We start from the raw sequence: 15294 nt of genomic DNA, 5'->3' as shown, positions 1-15294 counted from the left end.
CTTTCGAAAGGATTGATTTCATCATGCAAACAACCTTTGCAAAACGTGTCATCCCATGTCTGGATGTCAAAGCTGGACGCGTAGTCAAAGGAACAAATTTTGTTGGACTAAGGGACGCAGGAGATCCTGTCGAATTAGCAAAACGATACGACGAAGAAGGTGCTGATGAAATTGTATTTCTGGATATCACAGCATCTCATGAAAAACGGAAGACGATGGATCACGTCGTCTCAAGCTGTGCATCCGAGGTATTCATTCCGCTCACAGTTGGCGGCGGGATAAGCACCCTAGATGATATGCAGCATATACTCAAGGCGGGAGCCGATAAGACCGCAGTCAATACCGCCGGCGTAAAAAATCCGGAATTGATCCGAGAGGGAGCTTTACGATTTGGCCGTCAGTGTATTGTCGCTGCAATCGATGCACGTCGTACCGGAAGAGATACATGGGAAGTGTATATCAATGGCGGACGTACGCCAACGGGACTTGACTGTGTAGCGTGGGCAAAGGATGCAGTACGTCTTGGAGCCGGTGAAATTCTGCTGACAAGCATGGATGCAGATGGGACAAAAAACGGCTATGATATAGAACTTACACGTGCCGTATCAGAAAGTGTCAACGTTCCTGTGATTGCTTCCGGAGGAGCAGGAACACTGCAGCATTTTTACGATGTTCTCACAAAAGGAAAAGCGGATGCCGTTCTTGCTGCGTCGCTGTTCCACTATGGTGAGTTCACGATAGAAGAGGTAAAAACATATCTTAGGTCACATGGACTGGGGGTTCGATTATGATGAATGTAGATATGTCAATGATTCAATTTGACGACCGAGGGCTGGTGCCGGCAATCGTACAGGAAGAAAACAATCAAGTCCTGATGCTGGCATATATGAATCGGGAATCGCTTGAAAAAACAATAGAGACTGGATTTGCATGGTATTACAGCCGCAGCCGCCAAAAGTTATGGAAAAAAGGCGAAACATCGGGTAATGTCCAACGCATAAAAGAAATCTCTTACGATTGTGACGGTGACACCATATTGCTGCGTGTCAAGCAGTCAGGCGTAGCGTGTCATACAGGCACCTACTCATGTTTTAGTGGTCGTAAACTCTATGACGCAGACAGTAAGAGTATTATCCCTCTAACAGAAAAAGAAGAGCATCCATTGACTGGAGTTTTGGCGTCCCTTTATCAGGTCATCCAGAGCCGACGCCTGCATCCGGTCGAAGGATCCTATACCAACTATCTATTTGATAAAGGACAGGATAAGATCCTGAAGAAACTCGGTGAAGAAACGGCAGAGACGATCATTGCCTCCAAGAATAACATTCGCGAAGATGTCCTCTATGAGATGGGAGATTTGTGGTATCACTGTCTCGTCTTGTTGGCGTATCACAACATGACGCCGGAAGATCTGCTGGAAGAATTGAAGCGGAGAAACAGCGGAGGAAAATATCATAAATTTGTCGGCAAGACAGGCATACGGCCAGACATGTAATCCCTTTGTTTTCACCAGCTATCCATAATGGTAATTATGGATAGCTGGTGAAATAAAGAAAAACTGGAGCAAAAGATATGTGAATCTTATAACTTGTCATTGACAATAAAGCAATTTGAAACTATAATTTAGATATTGGGTTATATAACTATAGATTATAGTTTTAATCAAGGAGAGTGTTCTTTTATGGCAAAGAATCCGGTCAAAATTACCGAGACTGTCCTCCGCGACGGACATCAGTCCTTGGTAGCAACACGCATGCGTATTTCGGACATGCTTCCGCAGCTTGCGGCGCTTGATGCCATCGGCTACAATGCTCTTGAGGCATGGGGCGGTGCCACATTTGACACATGCCTTCGCTTCCTCAATGAAGATCCGTGGGAGCGTTTGGATATTCTGAAGAAGAACCTTAAGACGCCAATTCAGATGCTCCTTCGTGGTCAGAACTTGCTTGGATACAATCATTATTCCAACGATGTTGTTGAGAAATTTGTCCAGAAAGCATCTGCACACGGCGTAGGTGTCTTCCGTATCTTTGATGCATTGAACGATATCCGCAACCTGAGGGTCGCTATTGATTCGGCTCTGAAATGCCCGGAGAAGCCGCATGTCCAAGGTTGCCTAGTATATACGATCAGTCCGGTTCACACCAACGAAAGCTTTGTTGAACTGGCTGTTGAGCTCGAGAAGATGGGATGTCATTCCGTCTGCATCAAGGATATGTCAGGACTGCTGAAGCCGTATGTTGCTGAGGATCTGGTCAAGAAGCTCAAAGCAGCGGTGAAGATCCCCATCGAGCTCCATACGCACTGCACCTCCGGATTTGGTCACGCAACGTATCTGAAAGCCATCGAGGCGGGTGTTGATATCATCGATACGGCACTGGCTCCCTTCTCCAGCGACACATCTCAGCCATGTACGGAAACGATGGTTGCGATGCTGGAAGGAGAAGAGCGTGATACCGGACTTGACCGTCAGGCAATGACGCCGATCTCCAAGTACTTCCTCCAAGTAAAGCAGGATCTCATTAAGACGTTCAACCTTAAGGGATACTTTGACGTCAATCCAAACGTGCTGGATTTCCAGATTCCTGGCGGTATGCTTTCCAATCTTGCTAACCAGCTCAAAGAGGCCGGCATGGAAGACAAGTACCAGGATCTTCTCGACGAGATGCCGCGCGTACGCAAAGATGTCGGCTATCCGCCGCTCGTTACACCCTCTTCGCAGATCGTTGGAACCATGGCAACGTTTAATGTTATGAGTGGTCAGCGTTACAAGATGGTGCCGAACGAGTTCAAGGATCTTGCTCGTGGAAAATTCGGCAGAACCCCCGTTGAGGTCGATCGTAAGTTCCTGACCGATACGCTTGGGATTGCTCCGGAGGATATCATCGAGGACTGCTCGATCGAAGATGCAAAGGCAAAGACATTTGCCGAGTTTAAGGAAGAACTGAAAGGAAAAGGATATCTCAATCCGACCGATGAGGATGTTCTTTCCTATGCCCTCTTCCCGCAGGTTGCGGAGGAGTTCTTCAAGGCACACTACAAGCCGATTACGGCATACGTAAAAGAGTAAACCAATATATCTAAAAAAGAAGATGGAACACGGTTCGCCGCGTTCCATCTTCTTTTATTTTTCCTTGAAGAATACCGATTTCCCAATAAATTCTCGAAAGATGGAATTATTGGGGATATCATCGATGTCATGAATTTCATTGACATATTGAAGAAAACGCAGAATCAATCGCGCGTCTGTATACCCCTCTTCTCCTCTGTCTATCGCCTCTAAAAGAGGTACTGCATATTTTTTTAACACCCCAATTTCATAGATCAGCGCGGAATTGAACAAAACATCGGCTTCTTCCTGAAATGGGAAAATATATTTTTCCTCCCCCGCCCTGACGTCCGGCCACTGCTTAATTGTCTTAATTGCCTTTGCACCACGAAATTGATGATCCCGAACCAATCTGCGAAGGAAGCGTACCTCTGTCGTCGGGATACGATTATGTGCATCAATGTTTAGCTGTGTCAATGCACTAATATATATTTTGTATTTGTTTTTTCGTGCTATATCGGCCGTAAGCCGTTCATTCAGGCCATGAATTCCTTCAATAATAATTGGTTGATCTTCTTTCATCAACAAGAAATTATCGTCATGCCATTCCCTCTTTCCTGTAATGAAATTGTAGTAAGGGATTTGTACCCTATGTCCATTTAAGAGTTCCAGCATATTTCGATTGAAGAGAGCCGTATCGATGGCGTCGATCGATTCATAGTCATACTGTCCTTTTTCATTTCGAGGCGTATCCTCACGATTCAAAAAATAATCATCCAATGAGATCATAATGGGATGCAGCCCATTGACTCGAAGCTGTATCCGCAGTCTCTGAGCAAAGGATGTCTTCCCGGAAGATGATGGTCCGGCAATCAGAATAAGCCGTATATTGTTCCGATGTGAAGCGATGTGATCCGCGATTTGAGCGATACGTTTCTCCTGAAGTGCCTCAGATATGCGTATGAGCTCTCCCATACGATGTTCATTATTGATCTGATTCAGATCCGAGATGTATGGGCACTCCAAGATCCTCGCCCATTCCTTCGCTTCAGAAAGAATGTGCTCAAATTTCGGCTGCTCTACACGCGTTCTGATTTTACCGTCTGTCATTTCATCTGGTGTACGTATCAGGACACCGGATTGTTCCACATCTAATGCAAACTGCCCGAGAAGTTTTGTCTCTGGAAGCATCGCACCATATAGGTAATCCGGATAGTTACGGCACGTATATATACTGATCATGGAGTGTGGAAGTGAGGCAATCAGTGCAGCCTTTCCCCTCCTGCCATGCGACTGAAAGAGTTCAATTGCTTCCTGACGCGGAATACTGTGCTTGACGATGGGGGTGTTATTTGCAATCATTTCACGCATTTCTTGTTCGATATCATGGATCAAATGAGCGTTGATTGATTTTCCTGGGATTTTTACTTCACAATATAATCCCTTATTGACCGTAAACTTGGCGACTACCTCTGCTTCTTTGTTCATATTGGACACGGTCACGATAAAGAGAAAGAGGATGGAGCGCTGATAGATTCTCCATCCAAGGGAAGTATTCAACTCGATAAATGAAATTTCATCATCATGATCATATTCTGACTGTATATCTCGTACTTCACCGTTGATTTTAGCTGCAACAATCGGACTGGAGTAATTCTGCTCTTTCTCTTGTGCAAGCTGCATCAATGTTTTTTTCATCAGAACCCTCTTCTCTCTTTACAGAAAAACCTGCCCATCGCGAGCAGGTTATCATCAGATAAAGAATGTAACAATTTTGTAGGTGATTGCACCCATGATAGCTGTGCATGGGATTGTCAGCACCCACGCTACTACCATTTGCTGTGCGACACCCCATCGGACTGCGTTAATGCGTTTTGCCGCTCCTACCCCCATAATAGAGCCGGAGACGACGTGTGTTGTACTCACGGGAAGATGCAGCAAAGTTGCACCAAATATGATAATAGATGAGTTCAAATCCGCCGAAAAGCCTGAAATCGGCTGTAACTTAAATATCTTACCTCCGATGGTCTTGATGATGCGCCAGCCGCCGACGGCCGTTCCACAAGCCATTGCAGTTGCGGCAAGGATTTTGACATAGGTGGGAACCTCGAACGCATCAATGTATCCACCAGCCAATAAGGCGAGTGTGATGATGCCCATAGACTTCTGTGCATCGTTGGAGCCGTGAGAAAATGCCATAGTAGCAGCCGATAGGATCTGCATCTTCTTGAATTTCCCGTTGATGGATGTCGGACGCGAATGTCCAAACACGCGGAACAGAAGCAACATGATGATGCATCCGGAAACCATACCAACTAAAGGGGATAAAATCAACGAGAGGACAATTTTTCCGATTCCCGTGAAGTTTAATCCATCGACGCCTGAGGATGTCATCAGAACAGCACCGATCACTCCACCGACCAATGCATGTGAACTACTGGAAGGCATCGAAAACTTCCATGTAATCACATTCCATACAATAGAGCCGAAAAGCGCAGCAATAAGGACGTGTTCATCTACATGAGAGGCTGATTTTACGATATCTGAACCGATGGTCTTTGCCACACCGGTGCTGTACATTGCACCGAAAAAGTTAAGGACTGCGGCCATAATAATTGCGTGCTGCGGATGAATCGCTCTCGTGGAAACAGAAGTGGCAATCGCATTCGCTGTATCATGAAAACCATTGATAAAGTCGAATATCAATGCCAAAAGGATGACCAGAAAGATCAATAGCTGCAAATCAGGCATACTTCATTACCACTCCTCGCAGCATATCAGCAATATGTTCACAATGATCCAGCGTGTCTTCCAGCTGCTCCAGAACATCTTTCCAGCGAATGAGCTCAATTGGATCCTTCTCATGTTCAAACAGGTAGGCAACTTCACGACGGTAGATGAGATCGCCTTCACTTTCAAAGCGTTCAATCTTGTGCGATGCGTCCAATATACCCACTTGATTTTTGCGGATGTTCCCCAAAAAGGATACCGCACGAACGATCTCCTCCGTTGCAGAGAGCAATAACTTGGTCAGGTTTACTGCTCCCGTCATTGGCTCCCCCATATGGTACATGTCGTATCGTTGTAGTATTCCTTGAAGGAGATCAACGCCGTCATCGAGGTTATTTGCCAATGCGTATATGTCTTCACGATCAATCGGTGTAATGAAAGTGAGGTTCAGCTTGTCAATAATACGGTCGTTGATAGCATCTGCTTCGTGTTCAATTTTATTGATTTCTTCTACCTTAACCGCCGTCGTTTTGTAATCCTGGATGACCTCGTCCAGAATCAAAGCTCCTGCATGAAAGAATTTTGCACTTTCAAGGAATAGATCAAAGAACTCATCATCCTTCTGTTTGAAATTAAACATAAATCCAGATCCTCCCCAGGAATACATTTGCTTGGAGGTACATACAGAAAAATCACACCCCAATAATATCATTATTTCAGATTGACAGCAAGCCAAAATTTGAGTGTACTCAAATCCTTTCAGCGAGTCGCTCAGCGAGGAGTGTATAACGTCGTCTTGTGCGATCATTGCTTACAGCGGTAAAGAGCGCTGTGCGATCTCCTACAAGAATCACACGTTTCTTTGCGCGTGTGACAGCCGTATAGAGGAGGTTACGCTGCAGCATAATATGATGTACACGTACAAGCGGTAAAATGACCGTACTGTATTCGCTGCCCTGACTCTTGTGTACACTCATGACATAGGCGAGTGTAAGCGATGCGAACTCATCCCGTGTATACGTGATATCCACATCATCTGCGTATTGTACGATAAGTTTTTCTGTATCAATCCATACAATACGGCCAACATCACCGTTGAAAACATTTTTTGTATAGTCGTTTCGTATCTGCATGACCTTATCGCCGCTGCGAAATCCGGCGATGGATGCGTTGTCTTCCGCTTCTGGGTTGAGTGCTTCCTGCAGTGTGCGGTTGAGTGCATCTACGCCACATGCTTCGCGACGCATGGGCGAAAGCACCTGCATGTCCATTACAGAGTGCCCCGCTTCGATCAACGATTGGCAAATTGATAGGACTTGCTTCGCAGCTTCCTCGGCGGATACTGCAGAAACAAAGGAGAAATCTTTTCCTGTAAATGTTGGCATAGATCCTGTGTTAATTGCGTGTGCATTGAGCACGATCGTTCCTCTGTTATTCTGACGAAAAATCTGTGTCAGACGCACACATGGAAAAACATTCGAACGAAGAATATCTTTTAATACCGATCCTGGCCCGACTGCCGGAAGTTGATCTGCATCTCCCACGAAGACGATGTGTGAGCCTGGAAGGACAGCAGAAAGCAGATGCTGCATCAGCACAATATCCATCATGGAAACCTCATCGATGATGACAACATCTGCCTCAAGCATACATTCCGCATCACGTGCAAAATGCATCTCGCCGCCTTCACGTCCTTGTGCTTCGAGCATACGATGTACAGTGGCTGCGGGAGCCCCAGTCGCTTCTGAAAGACGTTTTGCAGCACGACCTGTTGGCGCAGCGAGAAGAATCTCCAGCCCCTGCTCTCCCATTATATCAATCATGCTTCGAATGACTGTTGTCTTTCCTGTGCCAGGGCCGCCGGTAAGTATGACAACGCCATGAAGCAGGGATGCAATCACGGCATCTCGCTGCTGCTGTGCGAGTGTTACCGCATGTTCTTCCTCCCATTTGCTGACAAGTGCTGCAGGGTTGTGAACGTGAATTGGTTCTGCTTTATGCTTCAGCATGCGGAGAAGATCTGCGGTTTCCACCTCTGCATGATACAATTGCGGTGAGTAAATCAGACGCTCTCCCATCTCATCCACGGCATAGACGCGATGCATTTTCACCTCGCGTCGGAGTACATCCATGATGTCAACATGGTCAACACCGAGGCGCTTGGCGGTATGCTCAATCAGCAAAGCTTCCGGAATGCAGCAATGCCCATTGGATGCAATTTGTGCCAGTTCAAAAAGGATGCCTGCTGCAATCCGTTCCGCTGAGTTTTTTTCCCATCCACATGATGCAGCAATCGTATCCGCCGTGATAAAACCAATACCATCCACTTCTTGTGCCAGCTGGTATGGATTTGTCTCCATCACCTTCAGCGAGAGTGAGCCATATTTTTTGAAGATACGGGCGGCATAGCCACCCGTCACGCCATGCTCTTCCAGCCAAAGCATAATATCACGCAGTTCGCTTTGCCTAAGATAGGATGCTGTAATTTTCTCTGCCGTTTTAGGTCCAATCCCGGTAACTTCCGCTAGACGACGTGGTGTGCTCTCTATGACTTTTAGTGTGTCTGTACCAAAACGTTCAACGATACGACGTGCCATCGCCGGGCCGATTCCTTCGATCACGCCGGAAGACAAAAACCGTTCGATGCCGTGTGTCGTCGTCGGTGCACTAACGTGCATTTGAACAGCTCGAAACTGTCTCCCAAAGCGAGGATGAACAACCCATGTTCCGCTTAACTGCACTTCCTGCCCGAGAAGTGGTGCGGGAAGGTTCACTGTTGCTGTACATTTCGACTGACCTTGCAGGCGCAGGCGAAAAACAGAAAATGCATCATTTGCAGCCGAAAAAATGATATGATCTACAATACCGATTATTTGTTCTTCCTTGTTATTGAAATCAAGATCTTGCTGAAGCTGCATCATCGACCTCCGTCAGCTGCTCCCACTTAGCATAACGCTGTAAAATTTCCTGTTCCTTTTCTGCATACGCTGCAGCAATGATACGGCTGCGTTCGGGGTCACATTGTGTTTCCGGCAAATTCATCTCGTACTCCAACCCTTTTAGCTCTGCCTCCGCCATTGCGATCTCTGCTTCAGCACGTTCGATCATTTCCTGACGGCGGCCCATAGGCAGCGTGCTTGCTGACAACTGTCTATGGGAATTGTTTTTTTGTGCAGGAGGTTGTTCTATTTTCTTCTTTTGGGAGACATATTCCTGCTCTTGTGAATGTGAAGACTCCTCTTCTTTTTTCATCAGATAATAACTGTACCCACCGAGATACTCCGTGATCGTTCCTTGGTTCAATACCAATGTGCAGTTTGCTGTCTTATCCAGAAAATAACGATCGTGAGATACGGCAATAAATGTTCCCGGGAAGGCCATAAGTGCCTCCTCTACTGCCTCTCGTGCCGGTATATCCAGATGGTTCGTTGGCTCATCCAGAACAAGAAAATTAGCGCCTGTCAGCATCAGTTTCAGAAATGCGACGCGCGACTGTTCCCCGCCGGACAATTCCCCAATACGCCGAAGCACATCATCTCCGTGAAAGAGAAACGCACCGAGATAGCTACGTGCAGTCTCCTCACTTAATCCGTAGGTATAACTGATTTCATCTAAAATCGTATTATTGGGGTTAAGGCCTTCGTGTTGCTGGGAAAAATATCCGATCTTGACACGGCTGCCGATCTTCACACGTCCTTCTGCTTCACGTTCTCCCACCAGAATTTGAAGGAGTGTCGTCTTCCCTGCACCATTTTCTCCGATCAGTGCCACACCGTCTCCTTTTCGTATCAAAAGGGAGATATGATCAAGAATACGATGCCCATCCTGATAGGAAAATGAGACATCCTCAAACTCCGCAACACGCTGTGCGCACTCCTCCGGGGGAGCAAAGGAAAAGAATTGAAACTGTGCTGCTTCAGGCGGAAGTACGATACGTTCCAGCCGATTGAGCTGACTCTGTCTGCCGCGTGCCTGTTTGGCTTTTATCCCTGCTTTATACTTGCGAATGTATTCTTCTGTCTTACGGATATGGTCTTGTTGTTTTTCGTAAGCATGCTGAAGTGCTGCGCGGCGCTCATTTTTTATGCGTATGTAATGTGTATAATTTCCTGTATACGACGTAATAGTCTGATGTTCGAGCTCGAGAATATGTGAGGCGACACGATCAAGAAAATAGCGATCATGAGAAATTAAAAGCACACCGCCTCTGTAGGAGCGGATAAAGTCCTCCAACCATTCGATCATGCCGATATCCAGATGATTGGTCGGCTCATCTAAAAAAAGAAAATCCGGTTCACGCAAAAGTGCTTTGGCAAGACATATACGCGTTGTCTGACCACCGGAAAAATGACGAATATCCTTAGACAAATCCGGTTCGGAAAAACCAAGACCAAATGCAACGCGCCGAATATGTCGTTCAAAATCGTACCCATTCATGGATTCGAATCGATTCACAAGATTTCCATAGGCTTTGAGATCTTCTTCACTGCTCTGTCCAGAGGAGATACGACGTTCCATCTGTTCTTTTTCTTCACGAAGTGAAATAATATCAGAGAAGACACTGTATAATTCATCATATAGTGTTTTCGAAGAAAATACTGCCTGCTGTTCAACGTAGCCGATGGTATCGGTTGGATCGACAGACACTGTACCATCATCCGCCTCTTCCCGCCCAAGGAGAACACGCATCAGTGTTGTTTTACCGCTTCCGTTGGCGCCAACAAGACCTATTTTATTACCGCGCATAATTTCAAGGTTCACATGAGAAAAAAGTGTATGTATCCCATACGATTTTTCCAGCCCGACCGCCTTAAAACTCCCCATATTACCTTTCTCCATCCTGGTGTTTTCGCGTTGACTGATAGTCACGTCCAATATATATGATTGCCTGCTGTTCTCCGGCTCTCTCCACCGGCATAATAATGCATGGAAATGGCATGCCATAAAAAAGATTGACATGCGAATCCGCCGTCATGACTGCAGTTTTTGGACGATCTGACGATCGTCCAGTCTCTACACTTGAAATTCGAAACCCTTTTGCCTGCAGAGTATCTGCTACCTCTGCCCCTGCACCATCAATTCCACTGGAATTAACAATGAGGACGGAAATACGATCCATTGAGTCCTGGAGCTTTTCCACGCCAGCTTCTTTTGATTCTTTTTTTTCGGCGATACGATGTGCGCCGATCACGCGATCGCCCTCCGCCAGCAGTTCGTCAGAAGAAGGAAAATTGACTTTTATGCTGTTCTCCATCATTCTGCGCAGTCGTTCTGGCATATCGGCACGGTATTTCTCGGCATCCCGTTCGGCCTCTTCACGCATGGGGGCTGACAGCTCTCTGCCAACGCCTTCCATGAGCAGTGATCTTGACGCGACAATGTCTGGGATCCAATAGCTCACATCGCCAAGATATGCAGGGGTTCCTGCAGCCATAGCCATCGAAAGCCCATCTGCATCAATGTTTTTAAACCGTTTTGCCAGCGCAATCAACTGCCGCATAGAAAGATCGGTCTGAACTGCATTCTTTACTTCTCCGATGATGGCAGAGATGCGAGGAAGAATCTCAGGGGATATAAGACGCGAAAAAAAAGCCCGCATGAAGCGTTGTTGGCGTGAAATACGTCCAATATCCCCTTCCCCATCACGATAACGCACATACTGAATAGCATGAGCACCATCCATGTGCTGCATGCCGGGCTGAAGGTCAATGATAAGACCGCCATTGTCGTCCCAGGGGTCTTCATAATACATTCGTTTCTCTACGTCGATATCGACACCGCCGACGGCATCGACAATCCGCTCAAATGCTGACGTGTCAATCAAAATATAGTGCGAGACAGGAACACCAAGCAGCTTGCGAATGGATGCAATTGTCAGATCATGACCGCCAAACGCATACGCATGGTTGATTTTATCATATCCATAGTTTCCAATTTCAACGCGTGTGTCGCGAGGGATGGACAGCAGTGATATCCGATCTTTTTTTTCATCGACGGCGGCAAGCATCAGCGTATCGCTCCGTCCAATGTCGTCATCTCTGCGATCTACTCCCATGAGCAGCACATACCCGAGATCGTCAGAAACACTGGTGCCGTCATCGGCTTCCTTTAATGAACTGGAAAAAAAATATCCTCCTGCATAATAAATCGCACACACCAGAACAAATGAAAACGTAAATATAATTCCTGCATACTTAATGAACATACGATCTGTTGTTTTCTTGTCTGATGGAGTTATTTCTGGTTCTTGTGCCATCGATTCGTAAATCTCCCTCTCCGCTTATACCAATTGGATTCAGTATAGCAAAAACAGGCGTTCCGCGCAAATTCTCTGCGTATGATCAGTGGGAGCAATGTAATGCTTACAATAAAACATACTTTCTACAACCGTGTCGTTTTAATCCTTCTTTACAAAATAAGGCGTTTCATGTAAACTATGATTTATACTTACATGTAGATTTGTAACTGTATATCGGCATGGTGCAATACGGATGGGGATGTTGCCTAATGCTGCAAGGGAGAGGGAATTATGCTTCGACTTCCTGTATCGAAATTAAAAGACGGGATGGTCCTTGGACAGAGCTTGTTCAATACGGCAGGAGGAAGCTATCTTGTCAAGGGACAGCCGGTAACCATTGACTATATTCGGAAACTGCGCCAGATTGGCATTCAATCTGTAACGGTTACTTCCATGGATCCGGCATATAAACTGCCGCCGCCTCCCGATGTCATTGAAGAAAAAACACGAATCAATGCAATCAGTACGGTCTACAATACGTTTCAATCCATTGAAGAGAACGGAACACTTGATACGACGGCATTGCAGAGGGTGACAGACTCCATTGTCTTTGATCTCTTTGAAAATCGGAATAACCTCGTCCAGCTGACCGATATACGTGCCCATGATGCTTATACTTTCGCGCACAGCGTCAATGTGGCCGTACTCTCTGCCATGATGGGCATGCTCTGTCATATGCCAAGGGATGAAATCTCTCTGATTACACTCGGTGGTCTCCTGCATGATCTTGGCAAAGTAGACGTAAGCTCAGATATCCTGACAAAAAATCGAGGACTCTCTGACCGTGAGTTCAAGATAATGAAAAAACATCCACTCGATGGTTCTCGCCGCATCCTCAATGTCAGTGATCTTCCCAAGAAAAGTATTCTGGCAACCATTGCTGCGCAGCATCACGAACATATCGATGGATCAGGTTACCCCAATAGGATTACAGGCAATGAGATGCATCGTTATGCAAAGATCACGGCAATCGCCGATGTTTATGATGCACTAACCAGTGAACGTCCTTACAAAAAGGCCTACATGCCCAATATCGCCTACAATATCATGCATAATATCAGCAAGGGACAGTTTGACCAAGATTTGCTGGATACATTTTTTAACAACGTCGCACTCTATCCAGAGGGGGCTGTGTTAAAGACAACATTTGGCTTCGCCGTTGTGAAAGAGAGTAAGTTTGGACGCACAACAACGCCGATCATCATTCTTTTTGCCGATACAAACGGAAAATTATTGAATGAGAGAAGTGTCATCGATCTCTATGAGACGCCGAATGGAGCAAAATCCATACAGGTTGTTCCTACAGGAAATGAACTCTATCACTTCATCCATGAACTAGGTGTCGACCCATCCTACTACCTCGAAGAGGAACGAAAAAAGGATGCGGCTGCTGGGATAAAATCCTCCGGTGTGACGACGGCGCCGCATGTGAAGTTGAGTTGAGATACAACGAAGTCCGTTAGTGTATGATAGATCTCGCACATCTTAATCATACACTAATGGACTTTTTGTTGCTTATTTTTGCGTTCTCAGGATCACATCGGCCATCTCTCGTACTGTATTACAACGACCGACGGGATAGCCGATCTCTTCAATTTGCTTTCCAAGCCGCAGGAGATGCGGTGGTGTAAGCGAGGCTTGTTCCAACAGCTCTGTATTGCGAAATATGTCACATGGAGCACCTTCTCCGATAACACGTCCATTCGCCAGCAGGATTAAACGTTCGACAGAACGAAGGATATCCTCCATGCTATGTGAGACGAGAACAATGGACATATTACGCTCACGGTGAAGAATCGAGAGCATCGACAAAAGTTCTTCGCGACCACGTGGATCGAGACCGGCTGCCGGTTCGTCCAAAACGAGATAGCGTGGTGCAAGAGCCAATACACCTGCAATTGCCGTACGCCTTCGCTCTCCTCCGGAGAGCGCAAAGGGAGAACGATCCCGATAGACCTGTGGGAGATGAACAAGCGCCATTGACTCTTGCACACGTTGCTCAACCTCGGCTTCGGGTAGGCCTTGGTTGCGCGGGCCAAAGGCAATATCCTCGTAGACAGTTTCTTCAAAAAGCTGATGCTCAGGGTACTGAAAAACCATGCCTACGCGAAAGGGAGCGGAACGATCTTTCATATCGTTTTTTTGCGTTCTCTTCCCAAGCAGTACGCCATCCACGGAGACTGTGCCGGAAGTGGGCTGAATCAGCCCGCCGATCAGCTGCATAAGCGTAGATTTTCCTGCGCCTGTTTCCCCTGCTATTGCAGTAAATTCTCCCTCGTTAATGACAAGTGAAACGTCATGAAGTGCCGTATGGGAGAGAGGTGTGTTCTCCATATAGGTATAGGAAACAGAATCTATTTCGATAGACAATGGATCAACTCCTCGTCTGTTAAGATATTTTCCGATAGATGCTTTCCAGCTCGACGCAAGTGTTGTGCAAGATCGGCAGCAAGGGGGAGATCGAGTCCCAGCTGCTGTATACGTTCTGTGTGAGAGAATACGTCTTGCGGCGTTCCATCCATGACAACCTTTCCCTGATCCATCAGAACGATGCGATCCGCAGCAATTGCCTCCTCCATGAAGTGCGTGATATAGATGATCGTTGTCCCCTGCTCTTTGTGCAGTTTTTTCACGGCAGAAAGAACTTCCGCGCGTCCGCGCGGATCCAGCATAGCTGTGGGCTCGTCTAGGACAATACACTGCGTTTGCATAGCGATAGCACCCGCGATAGCAATACGTTGCTTCTGTCCTCCGGAAAGCAGATGCGGTGCATCAGTCGCATGATTACTCATCCCGACCAATGCAAGCGAATCCTCGACACGTGTCCGTATCTCGCTTGGAGGAACACCGAGATTCTCTGGGCCAAATGCTACATCATCCTCAACAACAGCGGCGATCAGTTGATTGTCAGGATTCTGAAATACCATACTGACTTTTTGGCGAATCTTCCACCATTGGGATTCGTCCCGCGTATCCATGCCATCGACGAGACAGATTCCCGATGATGGCAGAAGAAGTGCATTTAGATGACGTGCTAGTGTAGATTTTCCTGAGCCATTAGCGCCAAGGACAGCGACAAACGCACCGGCTGGAATTTCCAGAGATACATCGCGGAGTGCCTCGTGGTCTTCGTTATCTGTGCCTTGATAGATATGCGTCACATGGTCAAGTGAAAAAAATGATTGTGCTTCCATTCGTCTTTATCATCCCGTATGTT

At 46.6% G+C, this 15294-nt stretch carries 12 protein-coding genes; 4 read left to right on the top strand and 8 right to left on the bottom strand.

What is annotated here, in order from left to right:
- Positions 1-23 precede the first annotated feature (23 nt).
- The 3 genes from hisF (at position 24) to AXE86_RS11215 (ending at position 3070) form a co-directional block, all read left to right on the top strand.
- The gene (gene hisF, locus AXE86_RS11225) at positions 24-791 is read left to right on the top strand and encodes an imidazole glycerol phosphate synthase subunit HisF (protein ID WP_061946827.1); all 768 of its coding nucleotides are present in this window, start codon (positions 24-26) and stop codon (positions 789-791) included.
- Positions 791-1495 carry a bifunctional phosphoribosyl-AMP cyclohydrolase/phosphoribosyl-ATP diphosphatase HisIE gene (hisIE, locus tag AXE86_RS11220; protein ID WP_061947029.1) on the top strand — a complete coding sequence of 235 codons (705 nt, stop codon included), beginning with the start codon at positions 791-793 and terminating at the stop codon, positions 1493-1495. The genes hisF and hisIE overlap by 1 nt, the downstream gene beginning before the upstream one ends.
- Before the next feature lie 186 nt (positions 1496-1681).
- On the top strand, positions 1682-3070 hold the full coding sequence (locus AXE86_RS11215) for a pyruvate carboxylase subunit B (RefSeq protein ID WP_061946826.1): 1389 nt from the start codon (positions 1682-1684) through the stop codon (positions 3068-3070).
- A gap of 54 nt (positions 3071-3124) precedes the next feature.
- On the opposite strand, the gene AXE86_RS11210 is transcribed toward AXE86_RS11215, so the two are convergent.
- The 6 genes from AXE86_RS11210 to AXE86_RS11185 form a co-directional block, all read right to left on the bottom strand.
- A complete protein-coding gene (locus tag AXE86_RS11210; protein ID WP_061946825.1) occupies positions 3125-4747 on the bottom strand; it encodes a nucleoside kinase in 1623 nt (540 codons plus the stop codon).
- A gap of 54 nt (positions 4748-4801) precedes the next feature.
- Positions 4802-5800, bottom strand: a complete 999-nt coding sequence (locus tag AXE86_RS11205; RefSeq protein ID WP_050343892.1) for an inorganic phosphate transporter — start codon at positions 5798-5800, stop codon at positions 4802-4804.
- A complete protein-coding gene (locus tag AXE86_RS11200) occupies positions 5793-6419 on the bottom strand; it encodes a DUF47 domain-containing protein (protein ID WP_061946824.1) in 627 nt (208 codons plus the stop codon). Before AXE86_RS11200 ends, AXE86_RS11205 begins: the two co-directional genes overlap by 8 nt.
- A gap of 109 nt (positions 6420-6528) precedes the next feature.
- Positions 6529-8697 carry an SF1B family DNA helicase RecD2 gene (gene recD2, locus AXE86_RS11195; protein ID WP_061946823.1) on the bottom strand — a complete coding sequence of 723 codons (2169 nt, stop codon included), beginning with the start codon at positions 8695-8697 and terminating at the stop codon, positions 6529-6531.
- A complete protein-coding gene (locus tag AXE86_RS11190) occupies positions 8675-10603 on the bottom strand; it encodes an ABC transporter ATP-binding protein (RefSeq protein WP_061946822.1) in 1929 nt (642 codons plus the stop codon). The genes recD2 and AXE86_RS11190 overlap by 23 nt, the downstream gene beginning before the upstream one ends.
- Position 10604: 1 nt before the next feature.
- A complete protein-coding gene (locus AXE86_RS11185; protein ID WP_061946821.1) occupies positions 10605-12035 on the bottom strand; it encodes an LCP family protein in 1431 nt (476 codons plus the stop codon).
- Between the two features lie 273 nt (positions 12036-12308).
- Between AXE86_RS11185 and AXE86_RS11180 the strand changes: the two genes are divergently transcribed.
- On the top strand, positions 12309-13520 hold the full coding sequence (locus tag AXE86_RS11180) for an HD-GYP domain-containing protein (protein ID WP_061946820.1): 1212 nt from the start codon (positions 12309-12311) through the stop codon (positions 13518-13520).
- Positions 13521-13592: 72 nt separating this feature from the next.
- Here AXE86_RS11180 and AXE86_RS11175 read toward each other — a convergent pair whose 3' ends face one another.
- Together AXE86_RS11175 and AXE86_RS11170 are read right to left on the bottom strand one after the other, a co-directional pair.
- Complete coding sequence (locus AXE86_RS11175) at positions 13593-14447, bottom strand: energy-coupling factor transporter ATPase (RefSeq protein ID WP_050343880.1); 855 nt, start codon at positions 14445-14447, stop codon at positions 13593-13595.
- Positions 14432-15271 carry an energy-coupling factor transporter ATPase gene (locus AXE86_RS11170; protein ID WP_061946819.1) on the bottom strand — a complete coding sequence of 280 codons (840 nt, stop codon included), beginning with the start codon at positions 15269-15271 and terminating at the stop codon, positions 14432-14434. The genes AXE86_RS11175 and AXE86_RS11170 overlap by 16 nt, the downstream gene beginning before the upstream one ends.
- Positions 15272-15294 lie beyond the last annotated feature (23 nt).

The sequence above is a fragment of the Selenomonas sp. oral taxon 136 genome (genome assembly GCF_001554015.1).
Classification (GTDB): domain Bacteria; phylum Bacillota; class Negativicutes; order Selenomonadales; family Selenomonadaceae; genus Centipeda; species Centipeda felix.
This window is presented reverse-complemented; position numbering and strand designations above follow the sequence as displayed.